The organism is Sphingopyxis sp. OPL5 (genome assembly GCF_003797775.2).
GTDB lineage: Bacteria > Pseudomonadota > Alphaproteobacteria > Sphingomonadales > Sphingomonadaceae > Sphingopyxis.
Map to the genome: position 1 here is coordinate 641,539 of NZ_CP060725.1, position 21,085 is coordinate 662,623.

The window sequence follows — 21,085 nt, forward strand, 5'->3', positions numbered from 1 at the left end:
GACGTTGCGGCCCCTCCACCATCCGCTTCGCGGACGGTCCCCCTCCCCATCGCTGCGCGACAGGTAGGATCAGATCACTCGAAATCCTCACCGACCGGCTTGCCGTCGACAAAGACCTGCTGCCGCGTCACCGGCCGCACCTCGACGACCACCTTCTCCAGTTCGTCGATCGTCAGCCCGCGGGTCGTATCCCCCGACCGGAACGCGTCATAATTCTCGGACCATTGCTGCGTCTTCGCATCGCGCACCAGCAGCCCGACATTGCCGCCGCGGCTGACCACCGCGATGCGGCTGTCGCCCAGCACATAGGCGATGCACGGCGCGGTCTTGCACTGGCCCTGCGCCGCCAACGCGGCATAGGCCTCCGCCGGCAAGCTACGGCCCACGGGGAAAATCCGGATCTTCTGCTCGATCGGCTTCGCGCCATAGACCATGTCGCTTTCGTCGACCGCACTACCCGATCCGTTCAATTCCCAGCGATCCTTCGCCTTCAGCGCCCATTCGGCGAGGCCGGCGCGCGTCTTGTCGACCGACTTCGCCAGATCCTTCAGCGCCGCGCGCCCATCGGGTCCGAAATCGAACGCCAGCGCCGCCCAGTCGAATTTTTCCGACGCCACCGCGCCCGATTTCAGCCGCGCCACCTGGTCGCGCGTCGAAATCGCCCCGAAATCGACGATCGGCAGCGCGAGGAACAGCGCGAGCAACGTCAGCCCGATCGCCAGCTTCTGCTGTAACGGCCGCAGCACATCGTCGAAGCCCCGGCGCCCCTTCGCCACCGACCACAATCCCGCGACGCCATAGGCCAGCGCAATCATCGCCGCGACGACGCCCCAGATCCGCTCGGGGGTCCAGCCGTACTGGATCACCCTCAAATGCATCGAATAATAAGCGATCACCGCGAGCGGCAGCACCGCGACGACCAGCACCGCCGCCGCCACGCGCAACAGGCTATTGTTCGCGCGGTCGTCGGTGCCATTGCCGATCACCGCATTGGCGAGCAGCACCGCGAACGCCGCCACCGCCATCATCAGCGCCGCGGTCGAGAACCCCGAATCCCACAGCTTGGTTAGCCCGGTGCCGAGCAGCGACAACAGGAAAATCACGAGCGCCGCCGCCAGCACCGGCGCGAGCACCGCCAGCACGATCATCACCAGCCGCTGCAAGGTCGAGACCAGCCTGTCGCGCTCGCGCAGCAACCCGACCGCACCGCCGAACGCCGCCCCCGCCAGCATCCACGGGAACCAGTCGTCGCGGAACAAACGCTCGATCAGGTCGATCCCGATCAGGCTGAACATCTGGCCGATCAGGAAGACGAGCAGAAAGGTGATGCCGGTAAAGACCAGCCCCGCCGCGCCGATCACCGCATCGGTCCACGCATGGCTGTGCAGCCGCGCATAGGGCATCTGCCACAGCTTCCAGAACCGTCCGTCGGGCGCGACATCGCGCCGCGTCTGGAACAAGGGCGTCGCGACCAGCACCGCGAGCAGGCCCGACCAGAAGGGCCATTCGATCATCGAGCTATGCAGATTGTACCCCGCCGACGACCAGGCGATCAGCCCCATCGCCGCGCCCCACAACAGCGCGAAGCCCAGCGCCCAATGCCAGCGCCGCAATTCGGCCCCCAGCACGAAAACCACCGTCGCGATCGCCACGAACGCCGCAAGGGCGCTGCGTCCCGGCTCGCTGGCCGCGTCACCGCGATCGACGAGCATGTGAAAGATCAGCCCCGCAACCGCGCAGATCGCCGCCATGATCCACGGCCGCTGCGGCCATGGCGCGTCGCTGTCGTCCAGACGGTGCGACGGATGGGGCGAATCGGGCGCGGGCGCGCTTGCGGGGATGTCGGTCATTCCCCACATCTGGGCTTGTTTAAGCCGCGCGCGCAAGCCAGATAGCACGCGATGGCGCCGGACGACCGGACTGTTGTTTCCGTTCGTGTCGAGCGAAGTCGAGGCACCCCGCAGGCACGCGTCGCCGAGGGGCATCTCGACTTCAAGCGATCCGAACGGGTAAAGAGGCGCCGACCCCCATCTCTCCCCGTCCCCAATGGAGCCCAAATGGCCCGCAAGTTCCTCTACCTCATCGCCGCCGTCATCTTCCTCATCCTCGGCGTCGGTCTTGCCTATCAATTCGCGCCGGGCTGGTTCGCGCGCACCGCGCTGGTGCCCAGCGCCGAATTCGTCGAACAGACAGCGGCGGCGCCCAATGCCTATGACGATCCGAAAATGTGGTTCTCGCGCCCCGGTCTCGAAAACGACCCGTCGGACTGGCGCCCGCCCGCCGAAGGCGGCGAAGCCCGCGCCCCCGACAGCGCCAAGGCGGCGACCGACAAGCTGATCCCGCCCGCCAGGGCCGCCACCGCGGCTACAGCGGTCGAAACCGCGTCGGCGGACACCGCCCCGTCAAAGGGCGACGCCGCGATCTTCTTTGTCCACCCGACCAGCTATTACAGCCGGTCGAGCTGGAACGCCCCGCTCGACGACCGCGACGCCAATTACCGCGCGACTTTGTTCATGCAGGGCATGGCGAGCGCGTTCGGCGATGCCGGCGAAGTCTGGGCGCCGCGTTATCGCCAGGCGACATTGGGCGCCTTCCTCGCCGAGGACCGCGTCACCGCGGGCAAGGCGATCGACGCGGCGTATCGCGACGTCGAACAGGCGTTCGACGCGTTTCTGGAGGGCATTCCCAAGAACAAGCCGATCATCCTTGCGGGCCACAGCCAGGGCGCGCTGCACCTCACCACCCTGCTCAAGAACCGCATCGCGGGCACCCCGCTCGCCAAACGCATCGTTGCCGCCTACATCATCGGCTGGCCGGTCAGCGTCGACACCGACCTCGCCGGCCTCGGCCTTCCCGCCTGCGAAACCCCTGAGCAAAAGGGCTGTATCCTCAGCTGGGCGAGCTTCGCCGAACCCGCCGATCCGTCGATGGTGCTGGGCGCCTATGACGGCACCGTCGGCTTCGACGGCCGCCCGCGCCGCGACACGCGCATGCTCTGCACCAACCCGATCACCGGCATCCCCGACACGACGGCGAAAGCAAAGGCCAACATCGGTACGCTCAAGCCGATCGACGGGTTCAAGGGCGGCTCGCTGATCGCGGGCAAGATCGGTGCCCGATGCGACGACACGCGCGGCCTGCTGATGGTCGGCAACGCCGATATCGCCAAGGACTATGCGCCGAGCTACGTGCTGCCGGGCAACAACTACCACGTCTTCGACATCACCCTGTTCTGGGCGAATGTCCGCGCCGACGTGCTGCGGCGGCTGGCGACCTATGAAGGCAAACCCTCGCCGGTGCCGCCGGCGGCGGAGCCGGTAGCGGTGCCCGCGGCGGCGACGCCCAAAACAGCTGTGGCCGAAGAGAAGGCCCGGTCCTGACCCAAGGCGCCCGCCCCTGATCCCGTTGGTGTCGAGCGAAGTCGAGACACGCTGAGGCGTTGCGCGTCCCAAGCGTGTCTCGACTTCGCTCGACACCAACGGCTAGAGAGGGCGGACGATGATCACCACCGCCGCCCCCGATTTCGCCGCCACGCTGCCGAACGGCGGCCGCCTCATGGGCCTCGACGTCGGCACCAAGACCATCGGCGTCGCCGTCTGCGACGCCGGCTGGTCCTTCGCGACCCCCGACAAGACGATCATCCGCAAGAAGTTCACCGCCGACCTCGCGACGATACGGGCCTTCGTCACTACGCAATCGGTCGTCGGCCTCGTCGTCGGCCTGCCGCTCAACATGGACGGCAGCGACAGCCCGCGCACCCAGTCGACCCGCGCCTTCGCCCGCAACCTCCTCCCCCTCGCCCTGCCGATCCTGCTCTGGGACGAACGCTGGTCGACCGCCGCGGTCGAACGCGCGATGATCGCCGCCGACGTCAGCCGCGCCAAACGCGCCGAACGCGTCGACAGCGCCGCCGCCGCCTTCATCCTGCAGGGCGCGATCGACGCGCTGACCCGCGCCTGACGCCGCGCGCTTGACCGAATATATCCTCTACTGGCTGATCGCCGCGAACGGCATCGCCTTCGTCCTGATGGTGATCGACAAGCGCCGCGCCGAGACCGGCGATCAGCGGATCAGCGAAAACGCCCTGCTCGGCTGGGCCTTTTTCGGCGGCGCGGCTGGCACCGTCCTGGCGTCGCGGCTCGTCCGCCACAAAACGCGCAAACAGCCTTTCGCGACCACCATGTTCGTTTACCTCGGCCTCCAGCTCCTGCTGCTCGGCCTGTGGCTTTTCGGTTTCCTCGATCCGCTGGCGGCCACGGCGCTTGCCTATTGGCGCGCCGCCTCTTAAACGCTCGGCTTTAATGACAACCTCCACCACCCGACCCGCCAGCGATTATCCGCCCGGCGGCGATGCCTTTCGCCATCGCCACCTGATCGGCATCGCGCAGCTGACCCCGTGGGAGATCAGCTATGTCCTCGACGCCGCCGAAGAGTGGGTCGACCTCAACCGCAGCGGCGCCGCCAAGCATGACGACCGGCTCGCGGGCCTCACGATCATCAACGCCTTTTTCGAGAACTCGACGCGCACCCTGCTGTCGTTCGAAATCGCCGGCAAACGCCTCGGCGCCGACGTCGTCAACATGCACGCCGCGCAGTCGAGCGTGAAAAAGGGCGAGACGCTGATCGACACCGCGATGACATTGAACGCGATGCGCGCCGACGCGATGGTGATCCGTCACGGCAGTTCGGGCGCGGTCCAGCTCATCGCCGACAAGGTCGACTGCCCCGTCCTCAATGCCGGTGACGGTCGCCACGAACATCCGACCCAGGCGCTGCTCGACGCGCTCACCATCCGCCGCCGCAAGGGCAAGGTTGAGGGGCTGACGATCGCGATCTGCGGCGACGTGCTGCACAGCCGCGTCGCGCGCTCGAACATCCTCGCGCTCACCCTGCTCGGTAACGAGGTGCGTATCGTCGCCCCGCCGACGCTGACCCCGCCCGCGATCGAGCGCATGCACGTGACCAGCTTCACCGACATGGACGAAGGCATAAGGGACGCCGACGTCGTGATGATGCTGCGGCTCCAGAACGAGCGCATGGACGGCGCCTATCTGCCGTCGCCACGCGAATATCATGCGCTCTACGGCCTCACCCCCAAACGCCTCGAAAAAGCGAAACCCGATGCGATCGTCATGCACCCCGGCCCGATGAACCGCGGGGTCGAGATCGACAGCAATGTCGCCGACGATCCCGTCCGCTCGACGATCACCGAACAGGTCGAAATGGGGGTCGCGGTGCGCATGGCGTGCCTCGACATCCTCACGCGCCGCAAGCGGGGAGTCGCAGGATGGGCGTGACCCCGCTTCACATCGTCAACGCGCTGCTGGTCGACGGCGACACGCCGCGCCCGGGCAGCCTGCTCGCGGTCGGTGGCCGCATCGCCGCGATCGACCCGACCGAAGTTCCCGATGGCACCGAAACCGTCGATGCCAGGGGCCAGTGGCTCGCCCCCGGGATCATCGACCTCGGCGTCTTCGCGACCGACAAGCCCGCCTTCCATTTCGGCGGCATCACCCGCGCCGCGCTGATGCCCGACAGCGGCCCGCTCGACGGCGCCGGCCTTGTCGAGCGCGCCGCCAAGGGCGGCAAGCCCGACCTCTGGGTCCATCCGATCGCCGCCGCGACCAAGGGCCTCGAGGGCCGGGAACTCGCCGAAATCGGCCTGATGAAACAGGCCGGCGCGCGCGCCATCGCCACCGGCCGCGCGCGCATCGCCGACAGCGGCGTCATGCGCCGCGTGCTGAGCTATGCCGCCGCGCTCGGTCTCGTCACGATCATCCACGCCGAGGACGAGGGCCTCACCGCCGGCGCGGTCGCGACCGATGGCGAGATGGCGACCCGCCTCGGCCTCGCCTCCGCGCCCGCCATCGCCGAGGCGATCGCGATTGCCCGCGACCTCGCGCTCGTCGAGGAAACCGGCGCCCCCGTCCATTTCCGCCAGGTCAGCACCGCGCGCGGCCTCGATCTCATCCGCGCCGCCAAGGCGAAGGGCCTCCCCGTCACCTGCGGAATCACCCCGGCGCACCTGCTGCTCTCCGACACCGCGATCGGCGATTTCCGTACTTTCGCGCGCCTGTCGCCGCCGCTGCGGTCGGAGGATGATCGTCACGCCTGCCTCGCCGCGATCGCCGACGGCACGATCGACGTCCTCGCCTCGGGCCACGACCCGCGCGGCCCCGAGGACAAGCGCCTCCCCTTCGCCGAGGCCCAGCCCGGCATGGCGGGCGCCGAAACGCTGCTCGCGCTCGGCCTGAATCTCGTCCGCGACGGTCATGTCACGCCCGGCCGCCTGTTCGAACTGCTCGCGGCCACCCCCGCCGGCCTGCTCGGCGTCGAAGCCGGAAAACTCGCGACGGGCAAGGAGGCCGACCTCATCCTCATCGACGCCGACACGCCCTGGCAGGTCGATGCGAAAAAGATGGCGGCATGGGCCGGCAACACCCCCTTCGACGGCATGCCGGTCCAGGGCCGCGCGACCGCACTCTGGAAGGGTGGCCAAAGAATTCGCTGACGCACTGACGATAGGAAGCGCCCTCTTTCCGCTCGTGTCGAGCGAAGTCGAGACACCCATCGGGGCAGCGCAAGGCCTAGGGGCATCTCGACTTCGCTCGATGCGAACGGGACCGGGGTGCGCGCGCTGAAATGCGCGGCCCGCTCACCCACAAAAAGAAGCCCGCCGGGAAACCGACGGGCTTCAAGAAAAACAGGATGGCCGTTTCCGGCCATCCTGTGCTTGGGTCGCCCCCATGGAATGACCCATTTGACCCCCGCTCGCGCTACCCATATGGGTAGGATCGAAACTTTTTTGCAGGATATGATTATCCGCTGATAAATGGGGACATTCTTCCCCATCCGACCGTCCCGCCCACCGCTGTCGTCTTTTGGGGAAGCCGATGCCGAACGATCAGGTCCAGATTGCGCCGTCCGGCCATAATGCGTCGGCCGAATGGGAGGTCCTCAACGGGCTGATCGGCGAGATTTACGATTCGGTGCTGCACCCCGAACGCTGGAACGAAACCCTCGCCAACATCAGCAACGCGCTCTGCCCGCTGAGCTGGGACGCCGCCTTCATCCTGTGGGAAAGCAGCAATCCGCCCGGCGCCCGTTTCGTCGCGGCGACCGGGCTCGCCGCCGGGGTGCAGGAAATCTATGCCGCGGTCTATGCCGGGCGCCATGAATGGTCGCACAAGATGATGCGCTACGGCAATGGCAGCGTCATCGACAGCAACGACATCATGACCCGCGAAGAGTTTGCCGAGACCGAATTTTCGCGCAATTTCCTGGCCCCCTGGGGGATCGACCGCCTGATCGCGGTGCTGCTCGACCGTCGGGGCGGCGAGCGTCTGGGGCTATTGCTCCCCGGCCCCGGCGACCGCGATGTCGACCGGCTGAAGCGCGGTCTGCGCACGCTCGCGCCGCACATCCAGCGCGCGATGCGGATCAGCGACCGCCTCGCCACGCTCGAACTCGCCGCCGGCGCCGCACGCGCGGCCGCCGACGCCGCGCCCTTCGCGATCTTCAGCCTCGACGACCAGCTCAACATCCTCGCCGCCAATAGCCGCGCCGGGCAATATGAAAAGGCGGGCTTCATCCACATCGCGGGCGACCGCTTCGCCTTCGCCCATCCCGCCAGCCAGAAACGGCTGCACGACCTCTTGCGCAGCCCCAATCCGGCCGGGCTCGCCTTTCAGGCGCTCGGCAAGGACGACCGCGAATGCCCCGTGCTCGTCGCGCGCATCACCCGGCAATCGGCGCCGCAGATCGGCGGCGTCGTGCTCGGCGCGTCGCTGATCGTCACGTTGGGCAGCGCGCCCGGCGAGACCCCGGTGGTCGAGGTCGACCGCGTCGCGCAATGGTTCGGCCTCACCCCGTCCGAAGCGCGCCTCGCGGTCGCGCTCGTTGCCGGCCAGTCGGTGCAGGACTATGCCGCGCGGCGCGCGATCAGCGTCAACGCCGCGCGCTTCCTGCTCAAAGGCGTGTTCCGCAAGACCGGCGCGACCAGCCAGGCCCAGCTCGTCGCCACCCTCGCGCGGCTGCCGGCGGCGAAGGACGGGTAATCCAAATCCTCCCTGTCGCGTAGCGATGGGGAGGATCACCAAAACGAAGAGGGGCGCAGCCTAGCGGCCACGCCCCCTCGTCTCTCCCAAAACCGGAAAGCGCTATATCAGCGCGACGCCAGCCGCACCGGGGTGCCGCGCGCGGCCCACTGGATGCTCTCGCTGCCGCCCATCTGGCGGATGAAACATTTCTGGCCGTCCGCGCGCAACTGGCCGCACAGCCTGTCGGCGTCGGCGCGCGTCTTGATGCCGTTGACGGTCAGACGATAGAAGGTGCGGCCCTTCACGGTCGCGGCGTGGCTCGACGCCGGGAAATTCGCCAGCATCGCGTTGCGCGACTTCAGCGAACCCCATTTTTCCTTGGCGATGCCCAAGCTGTCATAGGCGCCCAGCTGCACCGCCCAGCCCGCGGGCTTTTTGGCGTCGAAGGCCAGCTGCGGCAGGAATTTGGTCGCCAGCGCGCGCGCTTCTTCGTGGAACGGACGCGCGGCGGCGGCTTCGCCCGCGACGCGCGGCGCGGCGCGATAGGGCGCGGCGTTGGCCATGATCACGGGGGCGGCGGCGGGCACCGGCAGTTCGGTGACCGGCACGACGCCATTGGCATCGCGCTGCGGCATCGGCAGTTCGACAGTACGGATCGCGGCGGCTTCGACCGCCGGCGGCGGCGGCGCGAAGCTGTCGACCGGCGCCGGATCGGCGCTCGCCAGCACCATCGGCGCGTCGGCGGCGGCCATCTGCGTGCCGGTGAAATTGCTGAGCGCGAGGCGCACCGGCATCCCGCCATCGGCCTGCGCGGTCACGCCGATCAGGCTCGCGACGCGCAACGCACTGTTGTTGTCATTGGCGAGCTTCGACCATTCGGCCATCCGCCCCTCGACCTTGTCGAGCGACAGGTCCTGCGACGCCAAGATGCGCGCCTGCGCCCAGCGGCCCGACAGCGCGAGCGCGAGCGCGAAATTCTGGCGCGTGCGCGCGGTGGCGCCTTCGGCGCGGGCCGCTTCGCTCAGCACATAGATCGCCGACTCGCTGTCGCCCGCGAGCGCCAGCGCCAGCCCCATGTCGGGTGCGGGCAAGATATCGCGATGCGCGTTGAGCAGCGCCATCGCTTCGCTCGTCTTGTTCTGCGCGAGGTTGGCGAGGGTCAGCGCGATCACCGTATTGGCATCGGTGGTGCCCAATTCCATCGCTTCGGTCAGCGCGGCGGAGGCCGAGGCGAACCGTCCGTCGCTGAGGTAAGCCTGGCCGAGCAGCGCGCGATAGGCGCCGTCGCGCGGGCTCGCCGCGACCGCGGCTTCGGCGTAGGCGACAGCCTTGCTGACCTTGCCGTCGGTAAGCGCGTCGCGCGCCTTGTCGGCGGACTTCACTGCGGTTTCGGGTTTGCCGAGTGCGTTCGACGGCGCATTCGCCATCTTGTTCATGCTGCAGCCGGTGGTCGTGAGGCCGAGCACAAAGCCCGACACGGCAAGCTTCATCAGCATATTGCGGTTCATGACAGGTCCCCCTTGTTCACTTAGGACTGCATCGTCCGGCGCGACGGGCGCGTGGCCGGCAGGCGGCTCGCCATCGCGTCGATTTCGGGCAGCGTTGACAGAAATTCGTCGAGCAGATCGGTCAGGATCACCTGCGAAGAGCGGTTGGTCACCGCGCTCGCCAGCCGCAGCCGCAGATGGCGTTCGGCGTCGAGGCGCAGCGTGAACGCGGCCTTGTCGCGGGCGCGCAGGGCGCGCGACGCGCGCGGCGCCTTCGGCTCGGCGGGCCGCGCTTCGACCTTGCGCGCTACCGCGGCGACGCGGTCGCTCAGCGATTCCTGCTGGCGGACGATTTCGGGAATGACCGGCAACGGCGCGGGGACGAATTCCTCGGCGGCTTCGCTTTCGCCGAGCCAATCGACGACCTCGTGGCCGGCGCTGTCCTCGACCGCATGTTCGGCCTCCAGATTATGTTCGGGCACCGATCCGCTGAGCAAAGGCTTCAGGTCGACCATATGCGTCGGTTCGCTCGACTGTACCGGGTCGACGTCATAGCCCATGTCGTTCCAGCCCAGGTCGTCGTAACCGACCGTGTTGACCGGAACCGGGCCGCTGCCGAGCGGCTGGCGGCGCATCGCGGGGCGCGCGGCGCCCTTGCGGGCGAGCAGGCCGGCGTTCAGCGATGCGAGGGGTTTGGGTTCGCCCATGGCTTCCATCTCCCCTTACTGACCGGCGATGCGGCGGCCGAAACCACCGCCCATCGGACGGACGGCGCCATAGCCGCCTTGCGACGGCATCGGCGCACCGCTGAACACGGTGCGGCGGAAATTCTTTTCCAGCCGGTCGTTCATATAGGACCAGAGCTGGCGGATCTCGTCGGCCGAGCGGCCGTTGGGGTCGACCTCCATCACCGTGCGGCCGTCGATCATCGACGCGGCATAATCGGTGCGGTGGTGCAAGGTGATCGGGGCAACGGTGCCATGCTGCGACAGCGCGACCGCGGCCTCACTGGTGATCTTGGCTTTCGGCGTCGCGCCGTTGACGACGAACACCAGCGGTTTGCCGGCGCGTTCGCATAGGTCGACGGTGGCGCCGACGGCGCGCAAATCGTGCGGGCTGGGGCGTGTCGGGACGACGATCAGCTCGGCAACCCCGATGACGCTCTGGATCGCCATGGTGATCGCCGGCGGCGTATCGATGACCGCGAGCTTGAAGCCCTGCTGGCGCAGGATTTCGAGGTCCGAGGCGAGCCGTGCGACCGTGGTCTGGGCAAAGGCCGGAAGGTCGGTTTCGCGCTCGTTCCACCAGTCGGCGAGCGAACCCTGCGGATCGATATCGATCAGGACAACGGGCCCTGCTCCGGCGAGTTGGGCCTGCACCGCAAGGTGCCCCGACAATGTCGTCTTACCCGACCCGCCCTTTTGTGAAGCCAATGCCAAAACGCGCACAGCTGTCCCCCTAATGTGACCACGAATTGGCGGTGGAATGCCACGCGGGGGCCTAAGATTGGGTTAACGATGTGAAAATGACGGTAAACGGTCCGTTGGACATCATGGTAAACAGCGACTTAAGATAAAACTGTGCCGTATCGGATCAGAAACACTCTGGTCGACGCGTCGCTAACGGGGTGTTAGCCATTACCCCCTAGCGCCGGGCCGGGGACTGTCGCCGCCCGGGTCCGGGCTGCTGACGTCAGTGGAGATTGTCATGCGTCTATTCCGCACCATCGCCTTGCTTCCGTTGCTGTCGGTTGCGATGTCCGCCGCACCCGCCATCGCGGCGCCCGCGACGCCCGCGGCGAGCAAGCCCGCCGCCGCGACGCCCAGCGTCAAGGACGGCGTCGATCAATGGGAGGCCGGCAACGCCCAGCAGGCGGTGTCGATCTGGCGCCCGCTCGCGCTCGCTGGCGATCCCGATGCGCAATTCAATCTCGGCCAGGCGTACAAGCTCGGCCGCGGAGTCCCCGCCGACCTCGCGCAGGCCGAAAGCTGGTACCGCCGCGCCGCCAAACAGGGGCATCTTCAGGCCGAGGATAATCTCGGCCTCGTGCTCTTCACCGCCAACCGCCGCGAAGAGGCGATGCCGATGATCGTCCGCTCGGCGGCGCGCGGAGAGCCCCGCGCGCAATATGTCCTCGGCACCGCGCACTTCAACGGCGACCTCGCCGCGCAGGACTGGCCGCGCGCCTATGCGCTCACCAAGCGCGCCAGCGACGCCGGGCTCGGCATCGCCTCGGCGCGCCTCGCCCAACTCGACAGCCTGATCCCGCTCGAACAGCGCCAGGCGGGGCTCGCGATGCTGCCCGAGATGGAAAAGGCTGAACAGCGCGAACGCCTCGCCGCGGTCAACGCCGCCGCGCCGCCGCCGCCCAGGCCCGCCGCCTCGCCGGTCAAGACCGCGAGCCTGCCCGTTTCGGTCCCCGGCACCAGCTACACGCCGCCGCCGGTGATCAAGGCCGACCCGGGTCCGCCGCCGCCCCGCGCGCCCGACCACCTGCCCGCGCCGCCGCCGCCCGAGCCGCGTCCCGCGGTGCCGCAACCGATCAAGACCGCCGAGCTGCCGCCGTCGGCCGCCGCCAACGCCGCGGCAAACGCCGCCGCCGAAGCTGCCGCTGCCGCCACCGACGCGAAGGCGGCGCCCGGCACCAGCTACGCCGCGCCACCCGAAAGCGGCGACCTGCCCCCCGCCGCACCGCCGAAACCCGCGGCGCCGAAACCCGTGCCCGCTCCGGTGAAGGCGGCCCCGCCCAAACCGCAACCCGCCCCGCCCGCCGCCGCCGTCCACACCGCCGGCGCGGACAATTGGCGCGCCCAACTCGGCGCCTTCTCGCAGGACGGCAACGCCCGCAATCTGTGGGCCGCGCTCGAACGCAAATATCCCGGCCTCGCCGACCGCCAGCCCTATCTCGTCAAGAACGGCAAGCTCACTCGCCTCCAGGCTGGCAATTTCGCGACCAAGGCCGAAGCCGACAAATTCTGCGCCACCGTCGGATCGGCGAGCCAGCCCTGCGTGGTGATGAACAGCAAATAACCGGCGAACCCTCGCCGCTAAATAGCTGTCATTGCAAGCGGACCATCCGTTGCGCTTTCCCGCTATTCGATTAGGACGCGGGAAGGATCAAGGGAGAGGGCTGCGTCATGGCGTTGGATATCTGGAAACTCGAAACCGGCGTCGGCGGCAGTGCTGCGGGTTATCCCGCCAGCTATCGCCTCCCCAACGGCAATTTCGTCGTCATCGTGAACGGCAGCTCCGGCATGGAGTACAGGACGTTCGATCTCTTTGGACGCCCCGTTTCCAGCGGCACGATCGACCCCGGTGGCTTCTTCGACATCGACTTCCATGACGACGGGGGTTTCTCGATACTCACGCGCGAGATCGTCAACAACAGCGACGTGCTCAACATGCGGCATTACAATGCCGCGATGGAACCGACCGGGCCGGCGATCCGCATCGCGACCGATTTCCTGCTGACCGGCAGCAATCGCCCCGCCACCATCGAAACGCTGCCCAACGGCACCTATGCCATCGTCTACTCGATGCCCCCTGCCGACGGCGCGAATATCGCGCTCCGCATCGTTGGCGCGAATGGCGTTCCGGGCGACCCTATCCTGATCAACACCACGACGCCGGGCCATCAGCTCGACGCGCGGATCGCGACCAATGGCGACAATCTGTTCATCGCCTGGTGGGACCGCGAAACCGGCGATATCCGCGGTCAGATGATGACGCTGACCGGGCAACGGATCGGCAACGAATTTGCCGTGTCCACCGACGCCGGCGGCTCGTCGGGAAGAGCGCATGTCGAAACCTTTGCGAACGGCAATTACCTCGCGGTGTGGGAGTTCCAGGCGGCGAACGGCGGCTATTCGGCGCACGCGCAACTGTTCGATCCCGACGGCAATCCGATCGGCAGCGAATTTGTCGTCAACGAACGTTCCTCGGCGAGCGCCCCGAATATCACGATCCTGGAGGATGACAGTTTCATCATATCCTATGCCGGCAGCCAGGACGGCACCCCGGCCGCGGGCTTTCGCTGGTTCGACGCCGACGGCACGCCTCTGTCGGATTCGCTGCTGACCATCATGTTGCCGGGTTCTCAAACGTCGCTGGTACCGCTCGGCGACGGCCGCATCGCGGCCTTCGGCGTCGACAGCGGGCTGAGGTTGATCATCCTCGACACCCGCGGCGGTAATCTGAACGGCGACGAGGGCGACAATATCCTCGTCTCGAACGGTGTCGGCGATTCCACCATCTATGGCTTTGGCGGCAACGACCAGTTCTTCGGCAACGACGGTAACGATCTGTTCATCGGCGGCGCCGGCAACGACAGCTTCAAGGGCGGCCTTGGTCAAGACCGCTTCTATGGCGGCACCGGCGACGATGTCTATTATCTCACGGCATTCAGCGACAATATCCATCGCACCGTCTATTTCGAGAATCCCGACGAGGGCAACGACACCGTCATCACCCGCGGTTTCCACTATATGTACGCCAATGTCGAAAATGGCGTGATCGCCGAAGACGCGGGAACGTCCTGGCTCGTTGGCAACGCGTCCGACAATATCCTGACCGGCAATGATTCCGAGAATCTGTTGATCGGCGGCGGCGGCAACGACATCATTTACGGCGGCGGTTCGCGCATCGGCCATCCAGACCATGCGCGCGACAGCCTGTTCGGTGAAGCCGGCGACGATACCCTTTATGGCGGCATCGGCGTCGACTATCTCGCCGGCGGCACGGGCAACGACAAGCTCTACGGCGGCGAGGACGCCGACGCGCTTTATGGCGAGGATGGCGACGATATCCTTGACGGCGGCGCAACCTTCGACACCGACATCCTGGTCGGCGGCGCGGGCAACGACCAGCTGTTCGGCAATTCCGGGCTCAATGATTATGACCTGATGGACGGCGGTGCCGGCGACGACATCTATTATGTCGATACCGGCGCAGATCTGACCTTCGAGGCGGTCGGCGGCGGCAACGACACGGTGATTGCGGAAATCAACGTCCCCAATGCCGGCGTCTATCTTTACGCCAATGTCGAAAATCTCGAACTGCGCGGCACAACCGCATTCGGCGTCGGCAACGCCCTCGACAATCGGCTGACCGGCAATGCGGTCGCCAACTATCTGCTCGGCGGCGCAGGCAACGATATCTTGAACGGCAAGGGCGGCAATGACGTGCTGTTCGGCGAGGCCGGGGCGGACACATTTGTGTTCGAGCGCGGCACCGGCGGCGACGTGATCGGCGATTTCCTTCGCGGTACCGACAAGATCAACCTGGCGGCCTTCGGCTTCACAAGCTTCGCCGCGCTCAAGGCCGGGTTCAGTCAGGTGGGCAGCGACGGCGCGATCAATCTCGGCAACGGCGACTTCATCGTCCTGCACAATGTCAATCTCGGCCTGCTGAGCGCCAGCGATTTCATCCTTTAGCCGCGCAGGATCTTCTCGATCTTCTTGCCCTTCGCCAGCTCGTCGATCAGCTTGTCGAGATAGCGGATCTCGCGCATCAGCGGCTCCTCGATCGTCTCGACGCGGATGCCGCAAATCACCCCGGTGATCAGCTCGCGCGCGGGATTGAGCTTGGGCGCCTGCGCAAAGAAATCCGTGAAACTCGTCGCCGCCGCGAGCTCGGCCTCCAGCGCCTTCTGGTCATAGCCCGTCAACCAGCGGAAAATCTCGTCGACCTCGGCCTTGGTGCGCCCCTTCTTCTCGGCCTTGGCGATATAATGCGGGTACACGCTCGCGACGCTGATCGAATAGATGCGGTGTTGGGCCATGCGATCCTCCGACCCGCACGATACTCCCCTTGCCCATCCCCGTCACCCCGGACTTGATCCGGAGACCCGCCGTCATCTGTCGGATTTGAGGTGGGAAGCTGCCGTTGGCTACAACTCCAGTACCCCGGCGAAGGCCGGGGCCCAGGGCTGTGGAGAGCAGGCGTTTGCTAGCTCCGCTCTGGACCCCGGCCTCCGCCGGGATACGGTAGAAGCCGGTCGAAACTCGCCGCTCGCCGCTACCCCATCACCCACTGCCGCCGCGGATAACCCTGCGCCCACAGCAATGCCGTCAGGTCATGGTGCCGGATCACCGCCGCCGCCGCCGCGCCCGCCGACGGGTGCGGATAATAGCCCACGCCCAGTCCCGCCGCGGTGATCATCGGGATGTCGTTGGCGCCGTCGCCGACCGCCAGCGTCTCGGCGAGCGGCAGGCCGTGCTTCGCGGCCTCGGCCTTCAACGTTTCCAGCTTCGCGGCGCTGTCGACGATCGGCTCGAGCACCCGGCCCGACAATTTTCCGCCCGAAATCTCCAGATGGTTGGCGACCACCTTGTCGAAGCCGATCGCCTCCCCCACCGGGTCGGCAAAGGCGGTGAAGCCCCCCGACACCAGCACCGAATAAGCGCCATGCGCCTTCATCGTCTGGATCAGCGTCCGCGCGCCGCGGGTCAGCCGCACCCGTTCCATCCGGCATTCGGCGAGCACGCCTTCGGCGAGGCCCCCGAGCAGCCCGACACGCTCGAACAGCGCGGCGCGGAAATCCAGTTCGCCGCGCATCGCACGCGCGGTGATCGCGGCGATCTGGTCCTTGATCCCGGCATAATCGGCGAGTTCGTCGATGCATTCGACGGTGATCATCGTCGAATCCATGTCGGCGACGATCAATTTCTTGGTGCGGTCGCCCAGCGGCTGGACGACGACGTCGAGCGCGCCATGGTCCATCTTCGCCAGTTCCTCGCGCGCGCTGACCAGGCTGCCCTGGAAGACGATATCGGCGGCATCGCCGACGTCGAGCCAGTGCGGCGCGCCGACCTCGTGCCCCGTCGCATCAAGCCGGTCGATAGCCTCGCGAACCACCTCGTCGGTCAGCTTCCCGGCTGCTATCAGCGTCGCAACGAACATGGCATCTCCTTCACTCTCTTCGGCCGCGAGGCCGCCCATCGCGCTTATCGCCGGACCGACCGCCAGCGGCAAGAGCGCTTTGGCGGTGGCGCTTGCGAAGGCCCTTCGCGACGTCGGCACCAACGGCGTCGTGATCAACGCCGACGCCAGCCAGGTCTATGCCGACCTCGCCATCCTCTCGGCGCGTCCCTCGACCGAAGAGATGGCGGGGATTCCCCACCGCCTCTTCGGCCATATCGACGGCGCCGAGGCGCATAACGCCGCACGCTGGGCCGACGAGGCGCGCGCGGCCATCTCGGACGCCCAAGCCGCGGATATGGTTCCCATCCTCGTCGGCGGCACCGGCCTTTATCTGCGCAGCCTGCTCTACGGCATCGCCCCCGTCCCCGAAATCGATCCCGCAGTGCGCGAGGCGGTGCGCGCGATGGACGTCGCCGACGCCCACGCCGCGCTCGCCGCCGCCGACCCCGCCGCCGCCGCGCGGCTGAACCCCGCCGACCGCACCCGCGTCGCCCGCGCGCTCGAGGTCGTCCGCTCGACCGGCCGCACCCTCGCCGACTGGCAGGCGGCGCAGGCGGGCGGCATCGCGGGCGAGATCGCGCTCGCCCCCTTCCTCCTGCTCCCACCGCGCGACTGGCTGCGCGAGCGCTGCGACCTGCGGCTCGACGCGATGTTCGACGGCGGCGCGATCGCCGAGGTCGAGGCTTTGCTGGCGCGCCGCCTCGATCCCGATCTCCCCGTCATGCGCGCGATCGGCGTGCCCCAGATCGCGCAATATCTGCGCGGCGAGATCGACCGCGCCGAAGCCCTCACCCTCGCCCAGGCCGCCACCCGCCAATATGCCAAGCGCCAGTTTACGTGGTTCCGCCACCAGCCACCCGCCGACTGGCCACGCCATACAGAATCATTAAACAAGGATTCTATCAACAAAATAGCAATTATATTACGTGATATGCTGTTGACAGGATAGAATCATATACCTATTGCCCGCCGACCTGTTGCAGCGCACAAGCCTCGCCTTTGTGCGCAACGATCGAGAAACGAGGAGTATAGTCGTGACGGAAATGAGTGGTGCCGACATGGTGGTTCAGGCGCTGGTCGACCTCGGGGTCGACACGGTGTTCGGCTATCCGGGCGGCGCGGTCCTTCCCATCTATGACGCGCTCTACAAGCACCCGACGATCAAGCACATTCTCGTCCGCCACGAACAGGCGGCGACGCATGCGGCGGAGGGTTATGCACGCTCGACCGGCAAGCCCGGCGTCGTGCTCGTCACTTCTGGACCCGGCGCGACCAACGCCGTCACCGGCATCACCGACGCGCTGATGGATTCGATCCCGATGATCGTGCTCACCGGCCAGGTGTCGACCGCCTTGATCGGCACCGACGCCTTTCAGGAATGCGACACCGTCGGCATCACCCGCCACTGCACCAAGCATAATTATCTGGTGATGGACCCCGAACGCCTCGGCCCGATCCTGCACGAGGCTTTCTATATCGCCACCCACGGCCGCCCCGGCCCGGTCGTGATCGACATCCCCAAGAATGTGCAGGTCGCCACCGGCAATTATGTCATCCCCGAAAAGATCGCGCACAAAAGCTATCGCCCGCAGGTCGAACCCGACGCCGATGCGATCGCCGAAGCCGTCGCGCTGATCGCTGCGGCCGAACGACCGGTCTTCTACACCGGCGGCGGCGTCATCAACGCCGGCCCCGACGCCAGCGCCGCGCTGCGTCAGTTGGTGTCGCTGACCGGCGCGCCGGTCACCTCGACCCTGATGGGCCTCGGCGCCTTCCCGTGCGACGATCCCAAATGGCTCGGCATGCTCGGCATGCACGGCACCTATGAATCGAACATGGCGATGAACCGCGCCGACCTGATCATCGCGGTCGGCGCGCGCTTCGACGACCGCGTCACCGGCCGCCTCGACGCCTTCGCGCCCGAAGCGAAAAAGATCCACATCGACATCGACCGCAGCTCGATCAACAAGATCGTCGCCGTAGACCTCGCCGTCGTCGGCGACGCCGGCCGCGCCCTCGACGCGATCATCGCGGGCTGGCAGGACGCGGGCCACAAGGCGCGCGATCTGGGCGAATGGTGGCGCCGCATCGACGGCTGGCGCGCAACGCGCTGCCTCGACTTCCCCGAAAAGAAGGAAGACGCCGCCGAAATCATGCCGCAGCGCGCGGTCCGCGCGCTGTTCGACGCGACCCGCGGTCGCGACCCGATCATCACCACCGAGGTCGGCCAGCACCAGATGTGGGCGGCGCAGCATTTCGGCTTTTCGGCCCCCAACCGCTGGCTCACCAGCGGCGGGCTCGGTACGATGGGTTACGGTTTCCCCGCCGCGGTCGGCGCGCAGATCGCGCACCCGAACCGCCTCGTCATCTGCGTCGCGGGCGAAGCCAGCATCCAGATGAATATCCAGGAAATGAGCACGGTCAGCCAGTACCGGCTGCCGGTGAAGATCTTCATCCTCAACAATGAATATATGGGCATGGTCCGCCAGTGGCAGGAACTGACCTATGAAAGCCGCTATTCGAACAGCTATTCGGACAGCCTGCCCGATTTCGTGAAGCTCGCCGAAGCCTATGGCTGGACGGGCCTGCGCATCGACACGCTCGGCGACCTCGAGGACGGCATCGCGAAGATGATCGACACCCCGGGACCGGTGATCGTCGACTGCCGCGTCGCCAAGCTCGCCAACTGCTTCCCGATGATCCCGTCGGGCGCCGCCCACACCGAAATGCTCCTCCAGCCGAGCGACGTCACCGGCACGATGGACGACGAAGCCAAGGCACTGGTGTAAGACATGAAAATCAAAACCGAAGCGGGCGAGCGCCATGTGCTCGCCGTCACCGTCGACAACGAGGCGGGCATCCTCGCCAAGATCACCGGGCTGTTCTCGGCGCGCGGTTATAATATCGAAAGCCTGACCGTCGCCGACATCAGCGCCGACCATGCGCTGTCGCGGATCACCATCGTCACCTCGGGCCCGCCTGCGGTGATCGACCAGATCATCGCGCAACTCGACCGGCTCGTGCCCGTCCACAATGTCGTCGACCTCGCCGACCAGGGCGCGCATGTCGAACGCGAGATCGCGCTCGTCAAAGTCGCGGGCACCGGCGAAAAGCGCATCGAGGCGCTGCGCCTTGCCGACGTCTTCCGCGCCAAGGTGGTCGACACCACGCTGACCAGCTTCATCTTCGAAATCACCGGGAACAGCGACAAGGTCGACCGCTTCATCGCGCTGATGCGCGAATGCGGGCTGGTCGAAGTCGGCCGCACCGGCGTCGTCGCCATCGCCCGCGGGGCGGAGGCGGTTTAGGAATTTTCACACCCGTCATCCCGGCGAAGGCCGGGATCTCACCCTCGCGGCCTGCCGCACCGTCGAGATCCCGGCCTTCGCCGGGATGACGAATTAATTGAGCATATGAAGGGACTTATCCAATGCAGGTTTATTACGATCGCGACGCCGACCAGGATCTGATCAAGAACAAGAAGGTCGCCGTCGTCGGCTACGGCAGCCAGGGCCACGCCCATGCGCAGAACATGCGCGACAGCGGTGTGAAGGAGGTCGCGATCGCGCTCCGTCCCGGTTCGGCGACCGCCAAAAAGGCCGAAGCCGCGGGCTTCAAGGTGCTGACCAACAAGGAAGCCGCCGAATGGGCCGACGTGATCATGATCGCCGCGCCTGACGAGCATCAGGCGAAAATCTACGCCGACGACATCGGCCCGAACATGAAGCCCGGCGCCGCGCTCGCCTTCGCCCACGGCCTCAACATCCACTTCGGCCTGATCGAAGCGCGCCCCGACATCGACGTCTTCATGGTCGCGCCCAAGGGTCCCGGCCACACCGTGCGCAGCGAATATCAGAAGGGCGGCGGCGTCCCCTGCCTGATCGCGGTAGCACAGGAAGCGCAGGGCGCGGGTTCGTCGGGCAACGGCTTCGCCAAGGCGCTCGCCCTCTCCTACGCCTCCGCCGTCGGCGGCGGTCGCAGCGGCATCATCGAAACCAGCTTCAAGGAAGAGTGCGAAACCGACCTCTTCGGCGAACAGGCTGTGCTCTGCGGCGGCATCACCCACCTGATCCAGGCGGGTTTCGAAACGCTGGTCGAGGCGGGCTACGCCCCCGAAATGGCCTATTTCGAATGCCTCCACGAAACCAAGCTGATCGTCGACCTCCTCTATGAAGGCGGCATCGCGAACATGCGCTACTCGATCTCGAACACCGCCGAATATGGCGACATCAAGACCGGCCCGCGCATCATCACCGAAGAGACCAAGGCCGAAATGAAGCGCGTGCTTCAGGATATCCAGTCGGGCCGCTTCGTGAAGGACTTCGTCCTCGACAACCAGGCCGGCCAGCCCGAACTCAAGGCGAGCCGCAAGGCCGCCGCGGCGCATCCGATCGAACAGGTCGGCGGCGAACTGCGCGCGATGATGCCGTGGATCGCCAAGAACCAGCTCGTCGACAAGTCGAAGAACTGACGTCGGCGACAAGCCCGATCCTCCCCATCGCGAAGCGTTGGGGAGGGGGACCGCCGCGAAGCGGTGGTGGAGGGGTTCGACGCCAGCGTTATTACCCCTCCGTCAGCGCTCCGCGCTGCCACCTCCCCATCGCTCCGCGACAGGGAGGATCGCACGGCCTTCCGCAA

At 66.9% G+C, this 21,085-nt stretch carries 18 protein-coding genes; 12 read left to right on the plus strand and 6 right to left on the minus strand.

What is annotated here, in order from left to right; all coding sequences use genetic code 11:
* Window positions 1-74 precede the first annotated feature (74 nt).
* Entirely contained in the window at window positions 75-1,850 is a 1,776-nt protein-coding gene (locus EEB18_RS03110) for a DUF4153 domain-containing protein (RefSeq protein WP_262408094.1), read from the minus strand.
* Window positions 1,851-2,057: 207 nt separating this feature from the next.
* Here EEB18_RS03110 and EEB18_RS03115 point away from each other — a divergent pair, with 207 nt between their 5' ends.
* The 6 genes from EEB18_RS03115 to EEB18_RS03140 all read left to right on the plus strand — a co-directional run bounded on the left by EEB18_RS03115 (window position 2,058) and on the right by EEB18_RS03140 (window position 8,057).
* The gene (locus tag EEB18_RS03115) at window positions 2,058-3,380 is read left to right on the plus strand and encodes a DUF3089 domain-containing protein (protein ID WP_187140444.1); all 1,323 of its coding nucleotides are present in this window, start codon (window positions 2,058-2,060) and stop codon (window positions 3,378-3,380) included.
* Between the two features lie 118 nt (window positions 3,381-3,498).
* Window positions 3,499-3,960: a Holliday junction resolvase RuvX gene (gene ruvX / locus EEB18_RS03120; RefSeq protein WP_187140443.1), complete on the plus strand. Its 462-nt coding sequence runs from the start codon at window positions 3,499-3,501 to the stop codon at window positions 3,958-3,960.
* Between the two features lie 10 nt (window positions 3,961-3,970).
* The gene (locus EEB18_RS03125) at window positions 3,971-4,288 is read left to right on the plus strand and encodes a DUF1294 domain-containing protein (protein WP_262408095.1); all 318 of its coding nucleotides are present in this window, start codon (window positions 3,971-3,973) and stop codon (window positions 4,286-4,288) included.
* Window positions 4,289-4,301: 13 nt separating this feature from the next.
* Window positions 4,302-5,297, plus strand: coding sequence for an aspartate carbamoyltransferase catalytic subunit (locus EEB18_RS03130; RefSeq protein WP_187140442.1), 996 nt, complete (start codon window positions 4,302-4,304; stop codon window positions 5,295-5,297).
* On the plus strand, window positions 5,288-6,511 hold the full coding sequence (locus EEB18_RS03135) for a dihydroorotase (protein ID WP_187140441.1): 1,224 nt from the start codon (window positions 5,288-5,290) through the stop codon (window positions 6,509-6,511). Before EEB18_RS03130 ends, EEB18_RS03135 begins: the two co-directional genes overlap by 10 nt.
* Before the next feature lie 382 nt (window positions 6,512-6,893).
* Window positions 6,894-8,057 carry a helix-turn-helix transcriptional regulator gene (locus EEB18_RS03140; RefSeq protein WP_187140440.1) on the plus strand — a complete coding sequence of 388 codons (1,164 nt, stop codon included), beginning with the start codon at window positions 6,894-6,896 and terminating at the stop codon, window positions 8,055-8,057.
* A 107-nt stretch (window positions 8,058-8,164) separates the two neighbouring features.
* On the opposite strand, the gene EEB18_RS03145 is transcribed toward EEB18_RS03140, so the two are convergent.
* The 3 genes from EEB18_RS03145 to EEB18_RS03155 are packed head-to-tail and all read right to left on the minus strand — an operon-like array spanning window position 8,165 to window position 10,974.
* Complete coding sequence (locus EEB18_RS03145) at window positions 8,165-9,547, minus strand: SPOR domain-containing protein (protein WP_187140439.1); 1,383 nt, start codon at window positions 9,545-9,547, stop codon at window positions 8,165-8,167.
* Window positions 9,548-9,567: 20 nt separating this feature from the next.
* Complete coding sequence (locus EEB18_RS03150) at window positions 9,568-10,233, minus strand: hypothetical protein (RefSeq protein ID WP_187140438.1); 666 nt, start codon at window positions 10,231-10,233, stop codon at window positions 9,568-9,570.
* A gap of 15 nt (window positions 10,234-10,248) precedes the next feature.
* Window positions 10,249-10,974, minus strand: coding sequence for a ParA family protein (locus tag EEB18_RS03155; protein ID WP_056349814.1), 726 nt, complete (start codon window positions 10,972-10,974; stop codon window positions 10,249-10,251).
* Between the two features lie 259 nt (window positions 10,975-11,233).
* On the opposite strand from EEB18_RS03155, the gene EEB18_RS03160 reads away from it, so the two are divergent.
* Complete coding sequence (locus EEB18_RS03160) at window positions 11,234-12,556, plus strand: SPOR domain-containing protein (RefSeq protein WP_262408097.1); 1,323 nt, start codon at window positions 11,234-11,236, stop codon at window positions 12,554-12,556.
* A 107-nt stretch (window positions 12,557-12,663) separates the two neighbouring features.
* Complete coding sequence (locus tag EEB18_RS03165; RefSeq protein WP_187142302.1) at window positions 12,664-14,958, plus strand: calcium-binding protein; 2,295 nt, start codon at window positions 12,664-12,666, stop codon at window positions 14,956-14,958.
* On the opposite strand, the gene EEB18_RS03170 is transcribed toward EEB18_RS03165, so the two are convergent.
* Both EEB18_RS03170 and serB read right to left on the minus strand, forming a co-directional pair.
* Window positions 14,955-15,305 (minus strand): DUF2200 domain-containing protein, encoded by a 351-nt coding sequence (locus tag EEB18_RS03170; protein WP_056349809.1) that lies wholly within the window; start codon window positions 15,303-15,305, stop codon window positions 14,955-14,957. The two genes, EEB18_RS03165 and EEB18_RS03170, sit on opposite strands and share 4 nt — an antisense overlap.
* A gap of 236 nt (window positions 15,306-15,541) precedes the next feature.
* The gene (serB, locus tag EEB18_RS03175; RefSeq protein WP_187142303.1) at window positions 15,542-16,426 is read right to left on the minus strand and encodes a phosphoserine phosphatase SerB; all 885 of its coding nucleotides are present in this window, start codon (window positions 16,424-16,426) and stop codon (window positions 15,542-15,544) included.
* Between serB and miaA the strand changes: the two genes are divergently transcribed.
* The 4 genes from miaA (at window position 16,425) to ilvC (ending at window position 20,918) form a co-directional block, all read left to right on the plus strand.
* A complete protein-coding gene (gene miaA / locus EEB18_RS03180; RefSeq protein WP_187142304.1) occupies window positions 16,425-17,396 on the plus strand; it encodes a tRNA (adenosine(37)-N6)-dimethylallyltransferase MiaA in 972 nt (323 codons plus the stop codon). The genes serB and miaA overlap by 2 nt on opposite strands.
* Window positions 17,397-17,481: 85 nt before the next feature.
* On the plus strand, window positions 17,482-19,236 hold the full coding sequence (locus EEB18_RS03185; protein WP_187142305.1) for an acetolactate synthase 3 large subunit: 1,755 nt from the start codon (window positions 17,482-17,484) through the stop codon (window positions 19,234-19,236).
* Window positions 19,237-19,239: 3 nt separating this feature from the next.
* Complete coding sequence (ilvN, locus tag EEB18_RS03190; protein WP_056349802.1) at window positions 19,240-19,755, plus strand: acetolactate synthase small subunit; 516 nt, start codon at window positions 19,240-19,242, stop codon at window positions 19,753-19,755.
* A gap of 122 nt (window positions 19,756-19,877) precedes the next feature.
* Window positions 19,878-20,918: a ketol-acid reductoisomerase gene (gene ilvC, locus EEB18_RS03195; RefSeq protein WP_187142306.1), complete on the plus strand. Its 1,041-nt coding sequence runs from the start codon at window positions 19,878-19,880 to the stop codon at window positions 20,916-20,918.
* Window positions 20,919-21,085: the final 167 nt, after the last annotated feature.